At 39.6% G+C, this 16,860-nt stretch carries 13 protein-coding genes; 7 read left to right on the top strand and 6 right to left on the bottom strand.

The genetic code is table 11. The features are described 5' to 3' along the window. Positions 1-49: 49 nt before the first annotated feature. A complete protein-coding gene (locus ACQ96U_RS10975; protein ID WP_431721295.1) occupies positions 50-1,660 on the bottom strand; it encodes an NAD+ synthase in 1,611 nt (536 codons plus the stop codon). Positions 1,661-1,905: 245 nt separating this feature from the next. On the opposite strand from ACQ96U_RS10975, the gene ACQ96U_RS10970 reads away from it, so the two are divergent. The 3 genes from ACQ96U_RS10970 to ACQ96U_RS10960 all read left to right on the top strand — a co-directional run bounded on the left by ACQ96U_RS10970 (position 1,906) and on the right by ACQ96U_RS10960 (position 5,863). After that, complete coding sequence (locus ACQ96U_RS10970; RefSeq protein WP_431721294.1) at positions 1,906-3,516, top strand: sensor histidine kinase; 1,611 nt, start codon at positions 1,906-1,908, stop codon at positions 3,514-3,516. Continuing rightward, complete coding sequence (locus tag ACQ96U_RS10965; RefSeq protein WP_431721293.1) at positions 3,509-4,891, top strand: sigma-54-dependent transcriptional regulator; 1,383 nt, start codon at positions 3,509-3,511, stop codon at positions 4,889-4,891. Before ACQ96U_RS10970 ends, ACQ96U_RS10965 begins: the two co-directional genes overlap by 8 nt. A gap of 339 nt (positions 4,892-5,230) precedes the next feature. Then, positions 5,231-5,863, top strand: coding sequence for a GspH/FimT family pseudopilin (locus tag ACQ96U_RS10960; protein ID WP_431721292.1), 633 nt, complete (start codon positions 5,231-5,233; stop codon positions 5,861-5,863). A gap of 22 nt (positions 5,864-5,885) precedes the next feature. Here the strand turns inward: ACQ96U_RS10960 and ACQ96U_RS10955 are convergent, their stop codons facing one another. Next, entirely contained in the window at positions 5,886-6,110 is a 225-nt protein-coding gene (locus ACQ96U_RS10955) for a DUF2835 domain-containing protein (RefSeq protein ID WP_431721291.1), read from the bottom strand. A 355-nt stretch (positions 6,111-6,465) separates the two neighbouring features. Between ACQ96U_RS10955 and ACQ96U_RS10950 the strand changes: the two genes are divergently transcribed. Continuing rightward, the gene (locus tag ACQ96U_RS10950) at positions 6,466-7,080 is read left to right on the top strand and encodes a carbohydrate binding domain-containing protein (RefSeq protein WP_431721290.1); all 615 of its coding nucleotides are present in this window, start codon (positions 6,466-6,468) and stop codon (positions 7,078-7,080) included. A 53-nt stretch (positions 7,081-7,133) separates the two neighbouring features. Here the strand turns inward: ACQ96U_RS10950 and ACQ96U_RS10945 are convergent, their stop codons facing one another. Beyond that, positions 7,134-7,877: a substrate-binding periplasmic protein gene (locus tag ACQ96U_RS10945; protein WP_431721289.1), complete on the bottom strand. Its 744-nt coding sequence runs from the start codon at positions 7,875-7,877 to the stop codon at positions 7,134-7,136. A 319-nt stretch (positions 7,878-8,196) separates the two neighbouring features. Next, complete coding sequence (locus ACQ96U_RS10940) at positions 8,197-8,694, bottom strand: hypothetical protein (protein WP_431721288.1); 498 nt, start codon at positions 8,692-8,694, stop codon at positions 8,197-8,199. Positions 8,695-9,085: 391 nt separating this feature from the next. Between ACQ96U_RS10940 and ACQ96U_RS10935 the strand changes: the two genes are divergently transcribed. Both ACQ96U_RS10935 and ACQ96U_RS10930 read left to right on the top strand, forming a co-directional pair. Then, entirely contained in the window at positions 9,086-10,261 is a 1,176-nt protein-coding gene (locus ACQ96U_RS10935) for an efflux RND transporter periplasmic adaptor subunit (protein ID WP_431721287.1), read from the top strand. Between the two features lie 14 nt (positions 10,262-10,275). Then, on the top strand, positions 10,276-13,389 hold the full coding sequence (locus tag ACQ96U_RS10930; protein ID WP_431721286.1) for an efflux RND transporter permease subunit: 3,114 nt from the start codon (positions 10,276-10,278) through the stop codon (positions 13,387-13,389). Positions 13,390-13,453: 64 nt separating this feature from the next. Here ACQ96U_RS10930 and ACQ96U_RS10925 read toward each other — a convergent pair whose 3' ends face one another. Both ACQ96U_RS10925 and ACQ96U_RS10920 read right to left on the bottom strand, forming a co-directional pair. Next, positions 13,454-13,720 (bottom strand): hypothetical protein, encoded by a 267-nt coding sequence (locus ACQ96U_RS10925; RefSeq protein WP_431721285.1) that lies wholly within the window; start codon positions 13,718-13,720, stop codon positions 13,454-13,456. Between the two features lie 173 nt (positions 13,721-13,893). Beyond that, positions 13,894-14,772: a tetratricopeptide repeat protein gene (locus ACQ96U_RS10920; RefSeq protein WP_431721284.1), complete on the bottom strand. Its 879-nt coding sequence runs from the start codon at positions 14,770-14,772 to the stop codon at positions 13,894-13,896. A gap of 684 nt (positions 14,773-15,456) precedes the next feature. On the opposite strand from ACQ96U_RS10920, the gene ACQ96U_RS10915 reads away from it, so the two are divergent. Next, positions 15,457-16,749, top strand: a complete 1,293-nt coding sequence (locus ACQ96U_RS10915) for a hypothetical protein (RefSeq protein ID WP_431721283.1) — start codon at positions 15,457-15,459, stop codon at positions 16,747-16,749. The last annotated feature ends 111 nt before the right edge of the window (positions 16,750-16,860 follow it).

Below are 16,860 nucleotides of genomic sequence, written 5' to 3'. Positions count from 1 at the left end.
TATTTACTAACGTGTTAAAAACCGTATTAACCCAAGTAAACATCCAGTTTTATTCACCCAACTGCCACCCATTCGTTACTGGATAACGTCTATCTCGACCAAATCCACGACGAGTGATTCTTACCCCAATAGCAGCCTGACGTCGCTTATATTCATTAATATCAACCAAACGCAGCACACGATAAACGTCTTCTTTTAAAAAGCCCTTTGCCACAATTGCATCCGCACTTAAATCATGCTCAATATAATTGGCTAAAATCGCATCCAATACATCATAACTTGGCAAACTGTCTTCATCCACCTGCCCTGGTGCCAATTCTGCTGAAGGAGGACGAGTAATAACCCTTTCAGGAATAACAGGTGAGATGGTGTTGCGATAACGAGCCAACTCAAAAACTAATGTTTTTGGTACATCTTTGAGCACATCAAAACCACCTGCCATATCACCATACAATGTCGCGTAGCCAACAGCCATTTCACTTTTATTGCCTGTTGTCAGTACCAGATAACGCTTTTTATTTGAGAGAGCCATAAGCAAAACACCTCGGCAACGTGCCTGAAGATTTTCTTCAGTGGTATCACGTGCAGTGTCTTTAAACTCATCAGATAAAGTAGACATAAATGCATCAAACATAGCCTCAATCGGTAGCACCTTATAATCTACCTGCAATGCTTTTGCTTCGGCCTCAGCATCCTCCAAGCTCATAGAAGAGGTATAGTGATAAGGCATCATTACCGCAGAAACTCGCTCTTTACCCAATGCATCAACAGCAACGGCTAAGGTTAATGCAGAGTCAATGCCTCCTGATAAGCCTAAAATAACGCCTTTGAAGCCGTTTTTTTCCACATAATCTTTTACTCCTAACACCAAAGCCTGATAAATACTTTGCATTTTTTCGGGTGGATGAACTTGCACACCCGTGACTATCGACTTTGATGACAAGTCAAAAACCAACGGGTAAAGCCCTTCCTGATAGTAGTCGCCTCCCATGGCAATTACACCATCTGCATTCATTGCAAAAGAGCCACCATCAAACACCAACTCATCTTGCCCCCCCACTTGATTTACATAAATCATAGGGATTTGATTCTCAAGACACCGCTGCCTGGCAACGTGTTGGCGTTCAGCTACTTTATCCGTATGGTAGGGAGATGCATTTAAACAGAGTAACAGCTCGGCACCTGCTTGCTTAGCCGCTTTTGCTGGGCCTGGCTCCCAAATATCCTCACAAATACATAACCCTATTTTTATACCATTATGGTCATACACTGTGGTTTCATGGCCAGGAGCAAAGTAGCGCTTTTCATCAAATACTTGGTAGTTAGGTAGCAACTGTTTGGCATAGCGGGCTTTAATTTTTCCATCACCCATGACTAAGGCTTGGTTTTGCCCTGCGAAAGGCAAGCCGATGACGATATCAATACCACTCACTTCACTTAACTGAGTTAATGCCTGCTCAACCCTCAACTGCATACTGTCTCGTAAAAGCAAATCTTCTGGAGGGTAACCACACAAGCTTAACTCAGAAAAAACAATAATATCTGCCTGATATAATTGCTTTGCCTGCTCAACAGCCGCAATGATTTTTTTCGTATTACCCTGAATATCCCCAACTAAAAAATTCAGTTGAGCCATGACAATCGAAAGCTTCGCTGACATAAGAACCCTAGTGGTCAATTGAACAAATTGCGCTATTTTGGGGGAAACAATGCTCCCTGTAAAATAGCTTGGCCGATCCAGTCATCAAAGTTATTTTTGGTGTTGCGACTTACCATCTCTATTTATTGAGCTGCCACCTTGAGCAAACATTCATTTGCTACACTGAACTCAACAGGAAAACCTTATTATCAAAGGCGTACAACTGCCTACCTTGTTAATTCTTAATAAAGCAATATAACGTCCCAATGCCGGTCACCGTCTATAACAGCGAAATATCAAATCGACGTTTTCATGCCCTGAGGGTTTATAACCTTTATCGCACTATTTTGGGCCTTTTATTCTTAGCCGCAGCATTCAGTCCTATTGGTAAAGAACTGATCACACCTGATACTTCACTTTATTTCAAAGTATTTGCATTTATTTATCTCAGCATCAACATATTGATCATTGCTATCAGTAGCAAACCACCTAACACCATACAAATTTTTACGATTATCTGCCTGGATGTTGTTTTACTGAGCGTGCTGTTTTATTTAAGTCGAAAACAAGCCACTGGCCTGGGAAATTTGTTAATTGTGGCTGTTGCCGCTGGCAATATCTTATTAAAAGGCCGAACGGGCATTGCTATTGCGGCATTGGCCACCTTATGCATCATAGCCCTCAGCATTTATCAAACACTGGTTCCTGATGAACAAAGTAAATCTATTAATGCCGGCTTATTAGGTGCAATTATCTTTGCCACGGCTATTTTCGTGCAAAGTCTTTCTGACCGGATCCGCCGTAGTGAAGAAATTGCCAGACAGCGCAGCACTGAATACTATAATCTTCAAAAATTAAATCAGCTGATTATCCAACGTATGCGTACTGGGATTCTGGTTATTGATGACCATGAGCGTATTATTATGATGAATCAAGCCAGTCATTTTTTTTTAAACAACCCAGAACAAACACCTACACTATTACAAGCGGCCCCCGACTTACATGCTTGCTTTCAACATTGGAAAGCACACCCTGAATCGCCCCCCAAACCATTTCAAACAAGTCCAGATCGCCCAAAAGTCCAATCAAGCTTCACTCAAATATACGATAATGAATCGAGCAAAGTTATTATTTTTCTTGATGACCTAACGGCAATAAATCAACAAGCCCAACAGCTCAAGCTAGCGTCTTTAGGCAAACTAACGGCTGCAATAGCTCATGAAATTAGGAACCCATTAGGTGCTATTAGTCATGCGGCCCAATTACTCAACGAATCTGACCAATTAAGCAGTGCTGATCAACGACTGATTGAAATCATCCAAAATCACTCACGGCGCATGAACATCATCATTGAAAATGTATTACAGCTCACCCGCCGCAAAACCAGTAACCCACACTCCCTTATATTAAGTGACTGGGTTAAACAGTTTTTGACTGAAGAACCTTTTCCAGGTTTTAGCAACCCAGTCATTAGCTTCACCCCCTTTCCTGCACCTATTCAGATCATGGCGGACCCTGATCAGCTCACTCAAGTTGTCACGAACCTTTGCCAAAATGGTTTACGGTATAGCTTCAAGAAGAATCAACAAGCCACGCTACAATTACATACAGGGTTACGAGACGATAACGGGCTACCTTATCTTGAGATCATTGATAATGGACCAGGTATGAAACCAGAGGTAAGAAACCATTTATTTGAGCCTTTTTATACCACCGAGCCTAGAGGGACAGGACTAGGATTGTATATATCCAAAGAGTTATGCGAGGCTAACCAGGCATCTCTTGAGCTAGTGCGTTATGAATCAGGCTGTACCTTTAGGATCACATTTACGCATGGTCAACATGAAAGCATGCATTTAAACGATACTCATGAATAAGCCCAAAGTTTTAATTGTTGATGACGAGCCTGACATTCGGGAGTTGCTCGAAATCACTCTGGGTCGAATGCGACTGAACACCCTGGCTGTCGATGGAATAATAAGCGCAAAGTCTGCTCTAGCTGATGATACTTATAATCTATGTCTTACTGATATGAATTTGCCGGATGGTAATGGCATTGAACTGGTTAAACATATCAATCAATTCTACAGTGACATGCCAGTCGCCATGATCACAGCCTATGGCAGTATGGATACAGCGATTGAAGCATTAAAAGCAGGTGCATTTGACTTCGTCAGTAAGCCTATTGATTTACAAAGGCTCAGAGAGCTTATAAACAATGCCTTGCAACTTGTCACCCCCATTACAGATAGTACTGTTATCAAACAAACTCAATTATTGGGTCAGTCAGCCGTCATGGCCAAGCTGGGCAAGCAAATCCTCAAACTTGCTCGAAGCCAAGCGCCTGTTTACATCAGTGGTGAGTCAGGTACAGGCAAAGAAATGGTCGCTCGCTTAATCCATGAGCAAGGACCACGAGCCAATCATCCCTTTATCCCTGTTAACTGTGGCGCAATCCCTTCTGAACTTATGGAAAGCGAATTTTTTGGCCACAAAAAAGGCAGTTTTACAGGAGCTACCAGTGATAAAGAAGGCCTTTTTCAGTCTGCTGATGGAGGAACTCTGTTTTTAGATGAAGTAGCTGATCTCCCAGCCCCTATGCAAGTAAAACTGCTACGCGCCATTCAAGAAAAAGCTATTCGCCCAGTGGGTAGTCAACAAGAAATAAAAATAAATACACGCATTCTTAGTGCTACACATAAAGATCTTGTTGACATGGTTGCCAATGGCCAATTTAGACAAGACCTATTTTATCGCATTAATGTGATTGAGCTTAATGTCCCCCCACTTCGTGAACGGCAGGAAGATATTTTGTTGCTTGCTAATTTCTTTTTAAAACAGCTTGCAGAGCCATGCGAAATAGAGCCACCCCACCTTACACCTGAAGCTGAAAATGCCTTACTTGCTTATAGTTTCCCTGGAAATGTTCGAGAGTTAGAAAATATTTTAGAACGCGCTTTTACCCTTTGCGAAGCAGATGAAATATCGGTGAATGATTTAAAATTGAACGCCGAGAGTACAACCTCCTCAGTCAGTGTAACCTCTGACTCAGAACCACAAACTATTACAGCAGAGTCACCGATTCCACTAGATGGTAGCCAATCACTAGAAGACTATTTAGCAGAGCTGGAACGCAAAGCCATTGTTCAAGCACTAGAAGAGTCCAGATGGAACAAAACGGCTGCAGCTAAAAAGTTAGGAATCACTTTTCGAGCGCTTCGTTATCGTCTTAAAAAATTAGGCTTAGATTAAGCATTAATTTACGTAAAAACCGAAAGCATTTTTTTATTTATTAGTATCCATAAACCACATCAATCGATGAGCCATTCTATTCCTTAAACTAAAATGTGTACTGAAACAGCTTTGTTAAGGTATCAACAAAATAAACCTTGAATAATATTCAGTAGTGGGCCTCTCTCACGTTAAAACTGAGCTAAGTCAAGTGAGTCCAGAGATTATTTACAGATACAAAAAAGTTGCCGAAGAATTAACAGAATTTCTCGCCCCAAACAATATGATTATTTTTTATACACTTTTTACTTTTAGTCTGTAGGGAATTTAGTTCACACCGTATAGGACCAAGGAGGGAACATGCCATCATTTGCTACTCATCGTACTCTTACGCACGTCAAAAAAAAGTCTTCACTTCATAGCATTGGCGCTCATATTAATTCTCGAGGATTTACCCTAGTCGAATTATTGGTAACATGCAGCATTCTTATAATTCTTGTTGGTTATGGCATACCTGCTCTCAATCAATTTATACAAAGTTGCTCAACACGAACCAGTATCAACATCCTCCATAATGCTATTGTTACAGCACGCACTCAAGCCGTAGTACATAAAACAACTGTTACCCTCTGCCCTTCTGCTGATGGTATTTCCTGTCAAACTGAATGGCACCAACATATCATTGTTTTTAGCGATCCTAATAAAAATAAACAACTTGATGGTGAGGAAATTCTTTATCAAATACTCGATATAAACCGTAAAATCAAAATATCAAGTCGATTATCAGCAGGAAGAAGTTATCTACGCTTTAAACCTGACGGAATCATTTCAGGTACAGCAGGCACATTAACCGTTTGTCCCACTAACAACAATAACCGTCATGCTCGACAACTTATTGTCAGCTTTACAGGGCGAACACAGCATGCTGCAGACATTGATGGTGATGGCATCATTGAAACAAGAAAAGGCAAAGATATTCAGTGCTCTGGCTAACGCTACATAGTCCATATGTATGTTAACGAGAAATAGCGTTAACAGACTTAAAATGCCCATCACTATCAAACTCAATAACAAACTGTCCCTGTATTCCTGCATGAGTGAGAAAACGCTGTAAAATATTAGCAGGAAAACTAACTGATCGACCATCACCTGTGTGCGCTAACACTTGTTTTGCAGAACCTTTGTAATACCGCAAGTACTCTTCTGGTGAAATATTCAATGTTACTGTCACACTGGGCATAATGACAAATCACCTCTTCAACTTACAGTATACTTAGCGAATTAAGTCCATTGAGCTATAGATATAAGAAGACACTTATAATTGAATTAGATCACATAATAAACTATTAGACTACCTCACAGCTTTGCAAAACCCGCCTTGTGCCTTACATTCTAGATTAGCCTTTTTTACCCGATATTAAGACTTACAATGATATTTAAGCAAAGCTCAACGACATCAATCGCTCTAACGCTTAACACACGTATAAGCTGCTTTATCATTAAAAGCATAAATACATACTCTTTTATGTATTACGCATGAAACAAATAGACACAACTAAAAAACAATAAAAAAGTCTACCTATAAGGAGAAAGGTATGCTCAGCCCCAGCAAGGAGCAAAAAGCCACTTGTGTTTATCACCACCCATTGTTATGGGGAATAATCAGCTTCATTTGTCTTGTCCAACAAGTGAATGCCAACCACCTACAATCGTATTCAGAAAAACTTCACACGACGTATAATCACACCTACTACCCTCAGGAGACTTTACCAAGCCTACATTTTGATTTTGAGTATGGAACACAAAACTGGCAAGGAATGTTTGGTGCTCAAGTCGAGCAAACTTATACCCAGTCAGAACAAGGTGGCGTTTTACATGTTTTTAACCGCCATAAATGGTTTTCAGCCGCAAAACTTCCAGTCAACAGATTACTACTTGCTGGGCGCCAGTATCAATTAAGCTTTGAAATTAATATTCCAAATCAACAGCAATATAGTGATAATGTTTGTGTACACCTCTTTATTGACAGTGATGAAGGTCTAAAAATACAAGACATCTTTCTTGGTAAAGTACCCACTCAACAGTGGTGGCCTGTTACAGGCTCTATCACAGCGCCCACACAATTAAATATTAAAAATCTGGACATTATGATTTTTGGTCCTCATAGTGAACACTTTTTTATTGATAATATTCGGCTGTCACTACAATAAAAAGTTCGCTTTAAATAAAGATCACCTGATAAAGGATAGAATGATTCTAAACATCAATGTCGGAAAAACTCATCAACCCATCGTTGAATAATCCCTGACTCTCTTAATTCAACGATGACTGCATTCATTTTGGGTTTTAAGTAGCGGAATTTTGAACGTTTAGAAAAAGCAAAGTAGAACTTTTCTTCAACAACAGGGGGAGAAAGTATTTCAAAATCGTCTTCATAACCGTACACTTTAAGCTGAGCCGTTGCCGGATAAAGTCCATATAGAAAATAATCAATTCGATCATGTGCGAGCTTACGGAAGTTAGCTATAGATTCATGTTCCCACTCCATATAAAGATACTTTTGGATAAAGAGATCGAATGATTCACCAAAACTTTCCCCTAAATTGGTGGAACCTTTTTTACCAATCAGGTCTTTCCATTGCCGATAAGGAAATGTATTACCTTTCTTAACAAAAATTACAACGGGATCAGTCATAAACCACTCAGCATAATCCAAATATGCTTTTCTATGTTCATTCAAATATACCCCAGCAATAATATCAATCTTCCCTTTTTGAGCAGCCCAGTGCACTCGTTTCCATGGACCTGATGAGACCAGTTTATATGGAATACTAAGTTTATCAGCTATTGCTTTTGTCACTTTCGCAGCCACACCCGTAATTAAATCTCCCTCAGCCTGTGAAACAGGAGGATAGCTTGGATGACCTGATACCAATAAGTCACTGCCATAACTGCTACTAGATAAGAGTAATATCAGCCACAGAGTAATAAGCCAACTATTTGTCATTGTTATCTAATTTTTTAAACCTGACTTTTTTAGTGTAGATACGTCTTGCGCTAATTACCTTTATCACACATATCATCCTTGCGTTTTCTAACCTCTGTGTGAAGTAGTCATTACTCCAAAATATCCTTATCGGCTTATATTACCCTGATAATACTTTAGTGACTGCTCAGTGTAGCTAATGAATATGAAAAAAGAAAAGCATTATTTATATAATGCTTTTTCTTAAAGGAATGGAAGTCTGGGAAAGATTTGTAAAAAACACTCTACACTTTCATAATAAAGTAAATACTCAATTATAGCCGGCTGTCGCCTCTACTATTCAAGCCACCAATAACATCGAATGGCAATCTCGTAATGATTTCCATGACTGCATAAACACATTAACCGTCTTACCTTCAGATCCATTGTCAAAATGTTCTAACCAAAACTGAGCCAATTGATATGGATCTGCAGTCGCTGGTAATGCAACTCCCGACTGGAGATATAATTGCCAAGCAATTGCTGTTGCGTATGAAAGATTACTTAAAAGTTCTAATTCTGGTTGAATTAAAAACAGTTGCTGGGATGCCAAGCCTCGAACTTTACTGGCTAAATCAGGATGCTGAGCCAAATAGGCATCCCACAAATAACGATGACTTGCAGCTGAAATATGATAGACCCCTAACCCCTCATTACCATCATATCGATGTGTGGCAAGACTACTTTCTGCATAGGCGGTCGTCACCATTAAGCAGGCTGCCACAGGTGAATTTACATTCAAGTATGACAACGTAGCAGGAACCACTTTATGAAGGAGGTTGATCACTTGATTGTTCATCTCACACCTCCTGGCACATCTCTTTTAGCATTACATACTTCTTATATCGGCCACTAAATGAAAAAGCTTAAAAAAATCAACAAAACTTTATTTTTTATGTCAATAATTACACGTCTAAAGCTAACTATAATGTAATATTACTGAGCCTCTTAGATCACTATGCTCTTTCAATACTTTTTTCATCTCTATTAATTAAGATACTTAAGTTACATTTTTTGATTCATGTTAGTTGATCATAACTATTATTCAGTTATAACTATTACCTATATGCTAAATATCAAGGGACTTTCCGGCCACGACTTTAACGTACATTTAAAACCACAAAGATGACCAAACAAGTACGTACTTATTATTAATACCTGAAGTAAGCATTGATTTAAGGAGCACAGGGATGTCTGTCGCACGTTATAAAAAGAATCACCCCGTCAGGCTTATCAATACTGTCATAATGATTGCTATTCTAGGAATCAGCATAGTCAGTTGCGAAAAAGAAACAGCCGTTCAGGAGCCTCCTGCAGTCATTGTAACTACAGTTAAAGAAGACAAGATATTCCATACCATCGACTTAGTAGGTCGAACAGAAGCCAGCGAAGATGTAAATATTCGTTCCCGGGTTGAAGGAACGCTGCTAGAAAGGCATTTTAATGAAGGTGATGAAGTCACTAAAAACCAATTATTATTTACCTTAGACCCTGCGCCATACCAAGCTGTGGTTGACCAAAGCCAATCGGAAATTGAACGCTTACAAGCTATTTTAGATGAAGCAACAATCAATTTTGATCGAGGATCCCGGCTCGTAAAAAAGGGAACCATCAGCCAATCCCAAATGGATGAGCTTACCAGTAAAAAAATTCAAGCTGAATCCGCACTTAAGGGAGCTCAAGCTCAACTCGAAAAAGCAGCGCTAAACTTAAGTTACACAAAAATTACAGCCCCACTAACTGGTCGTATAGGTAAATCCCTTTTAAGCTTAGGCGACTTAGTCAGCCCAAATCAGGATACACTGGCAACTATCGTTAAGCTTAACCCCATCTATGTAAACTTTCAGGTAAATGAAAAAGCATTTGTGGATTTCCAAGAAGAAGCCAGAAAGCGAATTGCAGCAGGTCAGGAAAAACCATCTGTAATTCCCCAATTGCGACTATCGAATGACAAAATGTACCCACATGATGGTCAATTAGACTTTTTGGATAATCGGGTTGACCAAGCAACAGGTACTATAAAAATACGTGCCGTCTTTCCTAATGAAAATAAAACACTGCTTCCAGGCCAATATGTAACGCTCATTTTACGACAAAAAACGCCGCAGCAGGCTTTGCTGGTTCCACAAGCATCTGTTCAAGAAAATCAACAAGGTAAATTTGTGTTGGTTGTGAATAATGAAAAAGTTGTGGAAGCACGACCCGTTAAGCTTGGACAACGAATTAAAACCCGCTGGGAGGTCATCGATGGATTAAAACCTGGAGAAGTGATTATTACAGAAGGCATTCAAAAAGTTAAAGTTGGAGGAAAGGTCAAAACAACTGAACAACAAGTAGCACCTTTTAACGAAACTACTGCAAGCTAACGGAAAGCCGCACAATGATCAGTCAGTTTTTTATTTATCGCCCCAAGTTTGCATTTGTCATTTCTATTATCATTACACTTGCAGGATTACTTGCTATTCCAGTATTACCCGTTGCTCAATTTCCCCCAATTACCCCTCCCGTAATTGAAGTCACTGCCAATTTTCCTGGTGCCAGCGCAAAAGTTGTACAAGATACTGTTGCCAATCCTATTGAGTCTCAAGTCAATGGGGTTGAAGATATGATTTATATGTCGTCTAAAAGCGCCAATGATGGTAGTTATCGGCTTTCAGTTACCTTTGCTGTGGGCACAGATCCAAACATGGCCCAAATTAATGTACAAAACCGTGTAGCATTGGCTAATCCTCAACTTCCGGCTGAAGTCACACGACAAGGTGTAGCCGTTGATAAAAAATCATCTGACATGCTGTTAATTGTCAATTTGATTTCACCCAATAATTCCTATGACGGCCTCTTTTTATCAAACTACGCCAGTATCAATATTAAAGATACATTAGCAAGAGTAACAGGGGTTAGTGATGCTCAAATTTTAGGGGCTCAAGATTATGGTATGCGGATCTGGCTTGACCCTGCAAAAATGTCCACTTATGCAATTACCACACAGGACATCGACAATGCTATCAACGAACAAAATGTTCAGGTACCTGCAGGTCAAATTGGTGCAGCCCCATCATTACCTACTCAACAGTTTCAATACTCTTTACAAGCCAAAGGACGACTTTCATCTCCCGAAGAGTTTGAGCAAATCATACTCAAATCTCGAAATGATGGGTCATCTATCTATTTAAAAGATGTTGCTCGAATTGAACTTGGCTCAGCCTCTTATGGTTGGTTTGGTGAACTCAACAATAGCCCCAGTGTTATTCTTGCCGTCTACCAGCTACCTGATGCCAATGCATTGGACGTTGCAGAAAAAGTTAAAGAAGAAATGCAACGGCTGTCTAAACAGTTTCCCAATGACATTAGCTATGAAATTCTATACGACACAACACGTTTTATTGAAACCTCAATAGCCGAAGTCGTTGAAACCCTTATCGTTGCAGTTTTTCTAGTCATACTCGTGGTCTTTATCTTTCTTCAAGACTGGCGATCAACATTAATCCCTTCCATTGCCATTCCAGTATCCCTGATTGGTACTTTTGCCGTTCTATTAAGTATTGGTTTTTCAATAAACACCATTTCACTTTTTGCCCTAATTTTAGCCATTGGTGTCGTCGTTGATGATGCGATTGTTGTTATTGAAAATGTTCAGCGTTTAATGGAAGAAGAAAAACTATCGCCCGTTGACGCTACGGTAAAAGCAATGCAACAAGTGAGTGGTCCGATTATCGCCACAACATTAGTGTTACTCGCGGTTTTTACACCCGTTGCTCTCATGCCAGGTATTACAGGACAAATGTACGCTCAGTTTGCTATCACCATTTCGGTTTCTGTACTTATTTCGTCCATTAATGCGCTAACCCTAAGCCCAGCACTGTGTGCCACACTCCTTAAACCATCAGCAGCCCCTTCTTTTTTTATTTTAAGATGGTTTAATCAAGGGTTTGATAAGCTGACAGGGAAATATCAACGCGCCGTCACCATTTTGGTTCGAAAATTATTGATCGTTGGTTTACTTTTTTTAGCTTTAATTGCAGTTTTACTTGTATTTGCAAAACAGCTTCCTACAGGTTTTATTCCTGAAGAAGACCAAGGCTACTTTATGATTGATGTACAACTTCCTGATGGTGCATCTTTAAACAGAACCGCTGAAGTTATGCATCAAGTAACAGAGATGGTCAAAGCCGTACCAGGTGTTTCTGATGTAATGATCGTTGCTGGTTACAGCATACTCAATGGTGCTATGTCATCCAATGCAGGCTTAGCCATTGCTGTACTGAATCCATGGGATGAACGAGAAGAGCCTGAATTACATCAATCTGCGATTATTCGACAGGTGCAGGCTAAACTTTCCACTATTGCTCGAGCAAAAGCAACAGCATTCAGTACCCCAGCTATTCCTGGCCTTGGCACCACTGGTGGCTTTGAGTTTGTGTTAACCGATCAACTTGGTCGTGATCCAAGAGAAATAGCGCAGGTTATGGGCGGCTTACTGTTAGCCGCCAACTCAACCAATGAAATTGGAGTGGCATTTAGTACATTCCGTGCCAATGTTCCCCAAATGTTTATTGATGTTCAGCGTGAAAAGGTCAAAAACTTAGGTGTACCACTTTCTGATATTTTTGGTACGTTACAAACGCAACTCGGCTCACTGTATGTTAATGACTTCAATAAATTTGGCAAAACCTATAAAGTGCTATTACAAGCTGAACCTGAGTTTCGCAACGATGAAAATGATTTAAAGCGCTTCTATGTTCGTAGTGCTTCTGGTGAAATGGTTCCTTTGAGCACCCTCATTTCAGTCACACCGCTTTTAGGCCCTGATGTTATAAATCGTTATAACCTTTTTACCAGCGTTACTATTAACGGTCAGCCTGCTGTTGGTTATAGCTCAGGGCAAGCCGTCACCGCGATGGAACAAGCAGCCAAAGCAACTCTACCTAATGGTTACAGTTTTGAATGGACCGGGATGACGTTTCAAGAGCTAGCAGCGGGTAACCTGGCACCTTTACTGTTTTCTCTTGCTTTAATATTTGTGTATTTGTTTTTAGTTGCACAATACGAAAGCTGGCTTATTCCATGGGCAGTCATTCTTGCAGTTCCTATCGCTATTTTGGGCGCTTTCTTAAATGTATGGATTGCGCAATCAGACGTGAATTTATATACCCAAATTGGTTTAGTACTATTAATTGGTCTTGCCAGTAAAAATGCCATTCTGATTGTCGAATTTGCCAAAGAAAAACATGAAGTTGAAGGTTTATCCATACAGGATGCCGCAGTCACTGCAGCAACATTACGCTTCAGGGCTGTCCTCATGACAGCTTTTTCATTCATCCTCGGGGTTGTTCCACTTGTTATTGCCACGGGAGCAGGAGCAGCCAGCCGACACTCAATTGGTTACAGTGTCTTTGGGGGAATGTTGGCGGCTGGTGTTGTTGGTACTCTTTTGGTTCCCGTATTTTATGCCATCATACAGCACTTAAGAAAATGCTTAAAAAAACAAGGCTAAACAGGATGTTTATTAAAATAAACCAAACAAGCCAATATGATAATTCAGTTTTTCCATTTCACTTTCATACATATTTAGGCAGTACTTGAGTTACAATAATATACCCAATACCACAATAAATAGCCTGAATAAAACAAGCATCCGAGTATAAAGGAGATCGTTTTCTCACAATAAAACCTTGAATTATACCAATAATAGGAACGCTTGAAACAAAGATCCCAAGGAACTTTAAAACACGCATGGATGTTTTGTCCCCTTTCGTCTTAACGACTGTTAGCACACCAGCCAATATCAGTATTGACAGCATGAAGAGCTGTTGAATGAGTTCCATAAAATACCTCACTGGATAAACATAACAAACACCATAGTCTAGATCAAAGTTCTCTGCTGCCCAGGTTTAAACTTCAAAAAATGACGTTAAAAGCTGTTATAAATATAGTTACACAACACTCACTGACTATTTAGTCTAACAAAGTACGCATACTGAAAACACCCACTCAAATGCTAATGATGAGAAACTAATGCTAAAAAGCGCTCATTTTCAGATAACGATTTAAACGAAGGTTCTTCCTTCATCTCATCTGCATACGTACTTGATAACTCAAGTGCTTTGGTAAGATCATCCACTGCCTGATCATCTAATCCTAACGTTGCATGAGCACATGCACGCTGATAATAGGCATAAGGATATTCTGATGAAATTTCCAAGGCTTTATTACACAAACTCAAAGCCCACTGAGGTTCTTCAAGCTCTAACGCGGCATCAGCTTTATAGGTTAAAGCCTCAACATCTTCAGGGTTTAAACTTAATATCTGATCATATATTTTTATCTTAGATTGAGGCGTTGACTCTAAACCAGAACGCATCCATAACGAGTGAATATTGTTAGTGAGCGCTATTTCTTCCTGCGCTTGAATAATTTGATCCGTACGCTGTCGAAGTTTCTTCTCAAGCTCTGCAAGCCGTTTTTCATAGCCTTGTGAGATCAAACGTACCCTTGAGTCAACCAGCTCATCTACTTTACTTTTTACATCACGAAGAGAGCTCCAACCCGCAATGATCAGTATTGAAGTTGCCGCCGTGATAATGAAAAAAATGTTATTGACAGTATCAGTGGTATATCGAAGGGATCGATCTGCTGTTTGTAATTGCGTACTCGCTAAATCACGTGTGACATCATTTTTGAGTAAGAGGAGATCTTGACGTAACGATTTTAACTCATCCAGCACATATCGTTCCATGAGTGGGCGCTCTAAAATACTGGGTTTCTCTTGATTTTCAGGGGGAGACTTTTCAGCAGCTAAACTCTGCCCAACCTGCAACACCAGTGATAAGAAGATCATTGTGATAATCACTTTCACTGGTTTATGCAACAAAAGCATTACACTTTACTCCTCAACTAGACAGTACGACGAATAACACTTATTAGCGAGATATCCTGATCCATATTCAGCATTTCGCGTAATTATAAGATACCGTGGCTGATATGTATCTTAAATGCAACCATCTAAAAGTGTAACCAGTTTTACGTATTTTTCATAAAACCCGAAATGTCTCTTGTTGAGAAGTAGAGCTTTGCTTATCAACTTTTCACTCTTTGCCATAACCATTTTGCCATAACAATAAAGACTTCAACTCACTCATTTCACCCCTTAACGCTTTTACCTCCTGATGAAGGTCGTGGGTAATCACATAACAAGTACTTGAGACATGCTCAATCGTATCTTTATACAGTGATTAACCAATATTACCAAACCAACCTGGATACACCTCACCAAACCAATTCGCTGCTATCACTCGTCACTACTGATTCTTACCCATCAATATCGATATAGCTGTTAGCAATAAACTCAGAATAAAACCAATGTGCACTCAACTATTTCCGGAATAGTGCGTTATAGGGAAACAATACAAATATCAAGTACTAAAACAGTTTTTCAACAGCAGGCATTTGAGTCCAGGCTCATCTTTTTTTAAAATGTCCAATCTTTACAAATATACCTAGGGCATATGTTCTCTTGGAAAAGTATATTTTTCAGCGTTGAAGGTTTAATCCAGCTACTACCATGTCATCATTAGTTCAACAGTACTTACTGAAGTATACCGAAACAGAAACACAACAAATTTTACCCGTAATAGGAACAAGGCAGTTTAAAAGTGTACTGGTAGTACCCTGTTTTAATGAGTCCTTACCATCATTAGCGCGTCTTTTGCAACCACTGAATATTGAAGACAACTGGCTCATAGTACTTGTGGTTAACGCTCCCAGTAATGTGTCTTCTACCCAGTTGAATAGCAACCGTAAGCTTTTAAACCAACTCAATATTGATCATAAAACGAGTCAGAGTAGTTTAGTACCATTTAAACATCATTGGCTTTATGTCATTAACCGCTCAATGGAATCCAACCTTATTCCAGTAAAAGCGGGTGTTGGCCTCGCCAGAAAAATAGGCGCTGATATTGCCTGCCATCTGATACATCAAGGCATTGTTCATTTACCCTGGATTTTCTCAACAGATATGGATACGGTATTACCTGACAACTATTTAGGACAAGTCATAGAACATCCATTAGCATCAACTCACAGCAGTGCCTTTATTTATAATTACCAACACCAGGCAGATAGCCATAACTTAACGGTTAGTCAACAATTGTACGATATTCGACTTCGTTATTATGTATTAGGTTTACGCTGGGCAGGTTCACCTTACGCCTTTCATACAACAGGTAGCCTACTCTCTATTCATTACGAAGCCTATGCAAAAGTGAGAGGGTTTCCCTGCCGTAATGCAGGAGAAGACTTCTATTGCTTAAATAAATTAGCCAAGGTCGGTAAAATCATTTCACTCAAAGGCCAACCTATTATTATAGATGCACGCTTATCTGACCGCGTTCCGTTTGGAACAGGTCCTGCGTTACAGACTATTTCAACGCTGAACGAACCAACAAAAGACTATTTATACTATAACCCAGAATGTTTTAATGCCCTGAAAAAACTATTATCTATCTTTAAAACAGAAAACACAGTGACACCAGAATCACTAAAAAAACAGCTTAATCACTTGCCCCAGTACATCATTGAGGCGCTTGCTACTTTAAAATTTCACCAGTTTGAAAAACATATTATTCAGCAAAAACTAACAGAAAAAAAGCTAAAAGAACATTTTCACCATTGGTTTGATGGGTTTAAAACGCTTAAACTAATACATTACTTGCGAGACAATCACTTTCCATCATTAACATTAACTGAGCTACAACAATATTCACTATTTCATCAATTGACAGGCATCATAATCAATAATTTATTGACACCAGCAGAATTAGAAAAACAATTAGCATTAAAAGAACTACAAGAGTAACCTTACTCACTCATTTGCAGATAAAAACAATTCGTAATGAAGCTAGCAGGGCCAAGAGTATCGAACTGTTTGCCACAGGGATGCAGCAAACGCGTGGGCAAGGACCTTACC

Origin of the sequence: Zooshikella sp. RANM57 (genome assembly GCF_050749885.1) — a bacterium.
GTDB lineage: Bacteria > Pseudomonadota > Gammaproteobacteria > Pseudomonadales > Zooshikellaceae > Zooshikella.
This window is presented reverse-complemented; position numbering and strand designations above follow the sequence as displayed.

Coding starts and splice junctions, on each gene's coding strand:
- ACQ96U_RS10965 (WP_431721293.1), top strand. CDS start 3,509: ATGAATAAGCCCAAAGTTTTAATTGTTGATGACGAGCCTGACATTCGG.
- ACQ96U_RS10940 (WP_431721288.1), bottom strand. CDS start 8,694: ATGAACAATCAAGTGATCAACCTCCTTCATAAAGTGGTTCCTGCTACG.
- ACQ96U_RS10935 (WP_431721287.1), top strand. CDS start 9,086: ATGTCTGTCGCACGTTATAAAAAGAATCACCCCGTCAGGCTTATCAAT.
- ACQ96U_RS10930 (WP_431721286.1), top strand. CDS start 10,276: ATGATCAGTCAGTTTTTTATTTATCGCCCCAAGTTTGCATTTGTCATT.
- ACQ96U_RS10915 (WP_431721283.1), top strand. CDS start 15,457: ATGTCATCATTAGTTCAACAGTACTTACTGAAGTATACCGAAACAGAA.
- ACQ96U_RS10925 (WP_431721285.1), bottom strand. CDS start 13,720: ATGGAACTCATTCAACAGCTCTTCATGCTGTCAATACTGATATTGGCT.
- ACQ96U_RS10920 (WP_431721284.1), bottom strand. CDS start 14,772: ATGCTTTTGTTGCATAAACCAGTGAAAGTGATTATCACAATGATCTTC.
- ACQ96U_RS10960 (WP_431721292.1), top strand. CDS start 5,231: ATGCCATCATTTGCTACTCATCGTACTCTTACGCACGTCAAAAAAAAG.
- ACQ96U_RS10955 (WP_431721291.1), bottom strand. CDS start 6,110: ATGCCCAGTGTGACAGTAACATTGAATATTTCACCAGAAGAGTACTTG.
- ACQ96U_RS10975 (WP_431721295.1), bottom strand. CDS start 1,660: ATGTCAGCGAAGCTTTCGATTGTCATGGCTCAACTGAATTTTTTAGTT.
- ACQ96U_RS10970 (WP_431721294.1), top strand. CDS start 1,906: ATGCCGGTCACCGTCTATAACAGCGAAATATCAAATCGACGTTTTCAT.
- ACQ96U_RS10950 (WP_431721290.1), top strand. CDS start 6,466: ATGCTCAGCCCCAGCAAGGAGCAAAAAGCCACTTGTGTTTATCACCAC.
- ACQ96U_RS10945 (WP_431721289.1), bottom strand. CDS start 7,877: ATGACAAATAGTTGGCTTATTACTCTGTGGCTGATATTACTCTTATCT.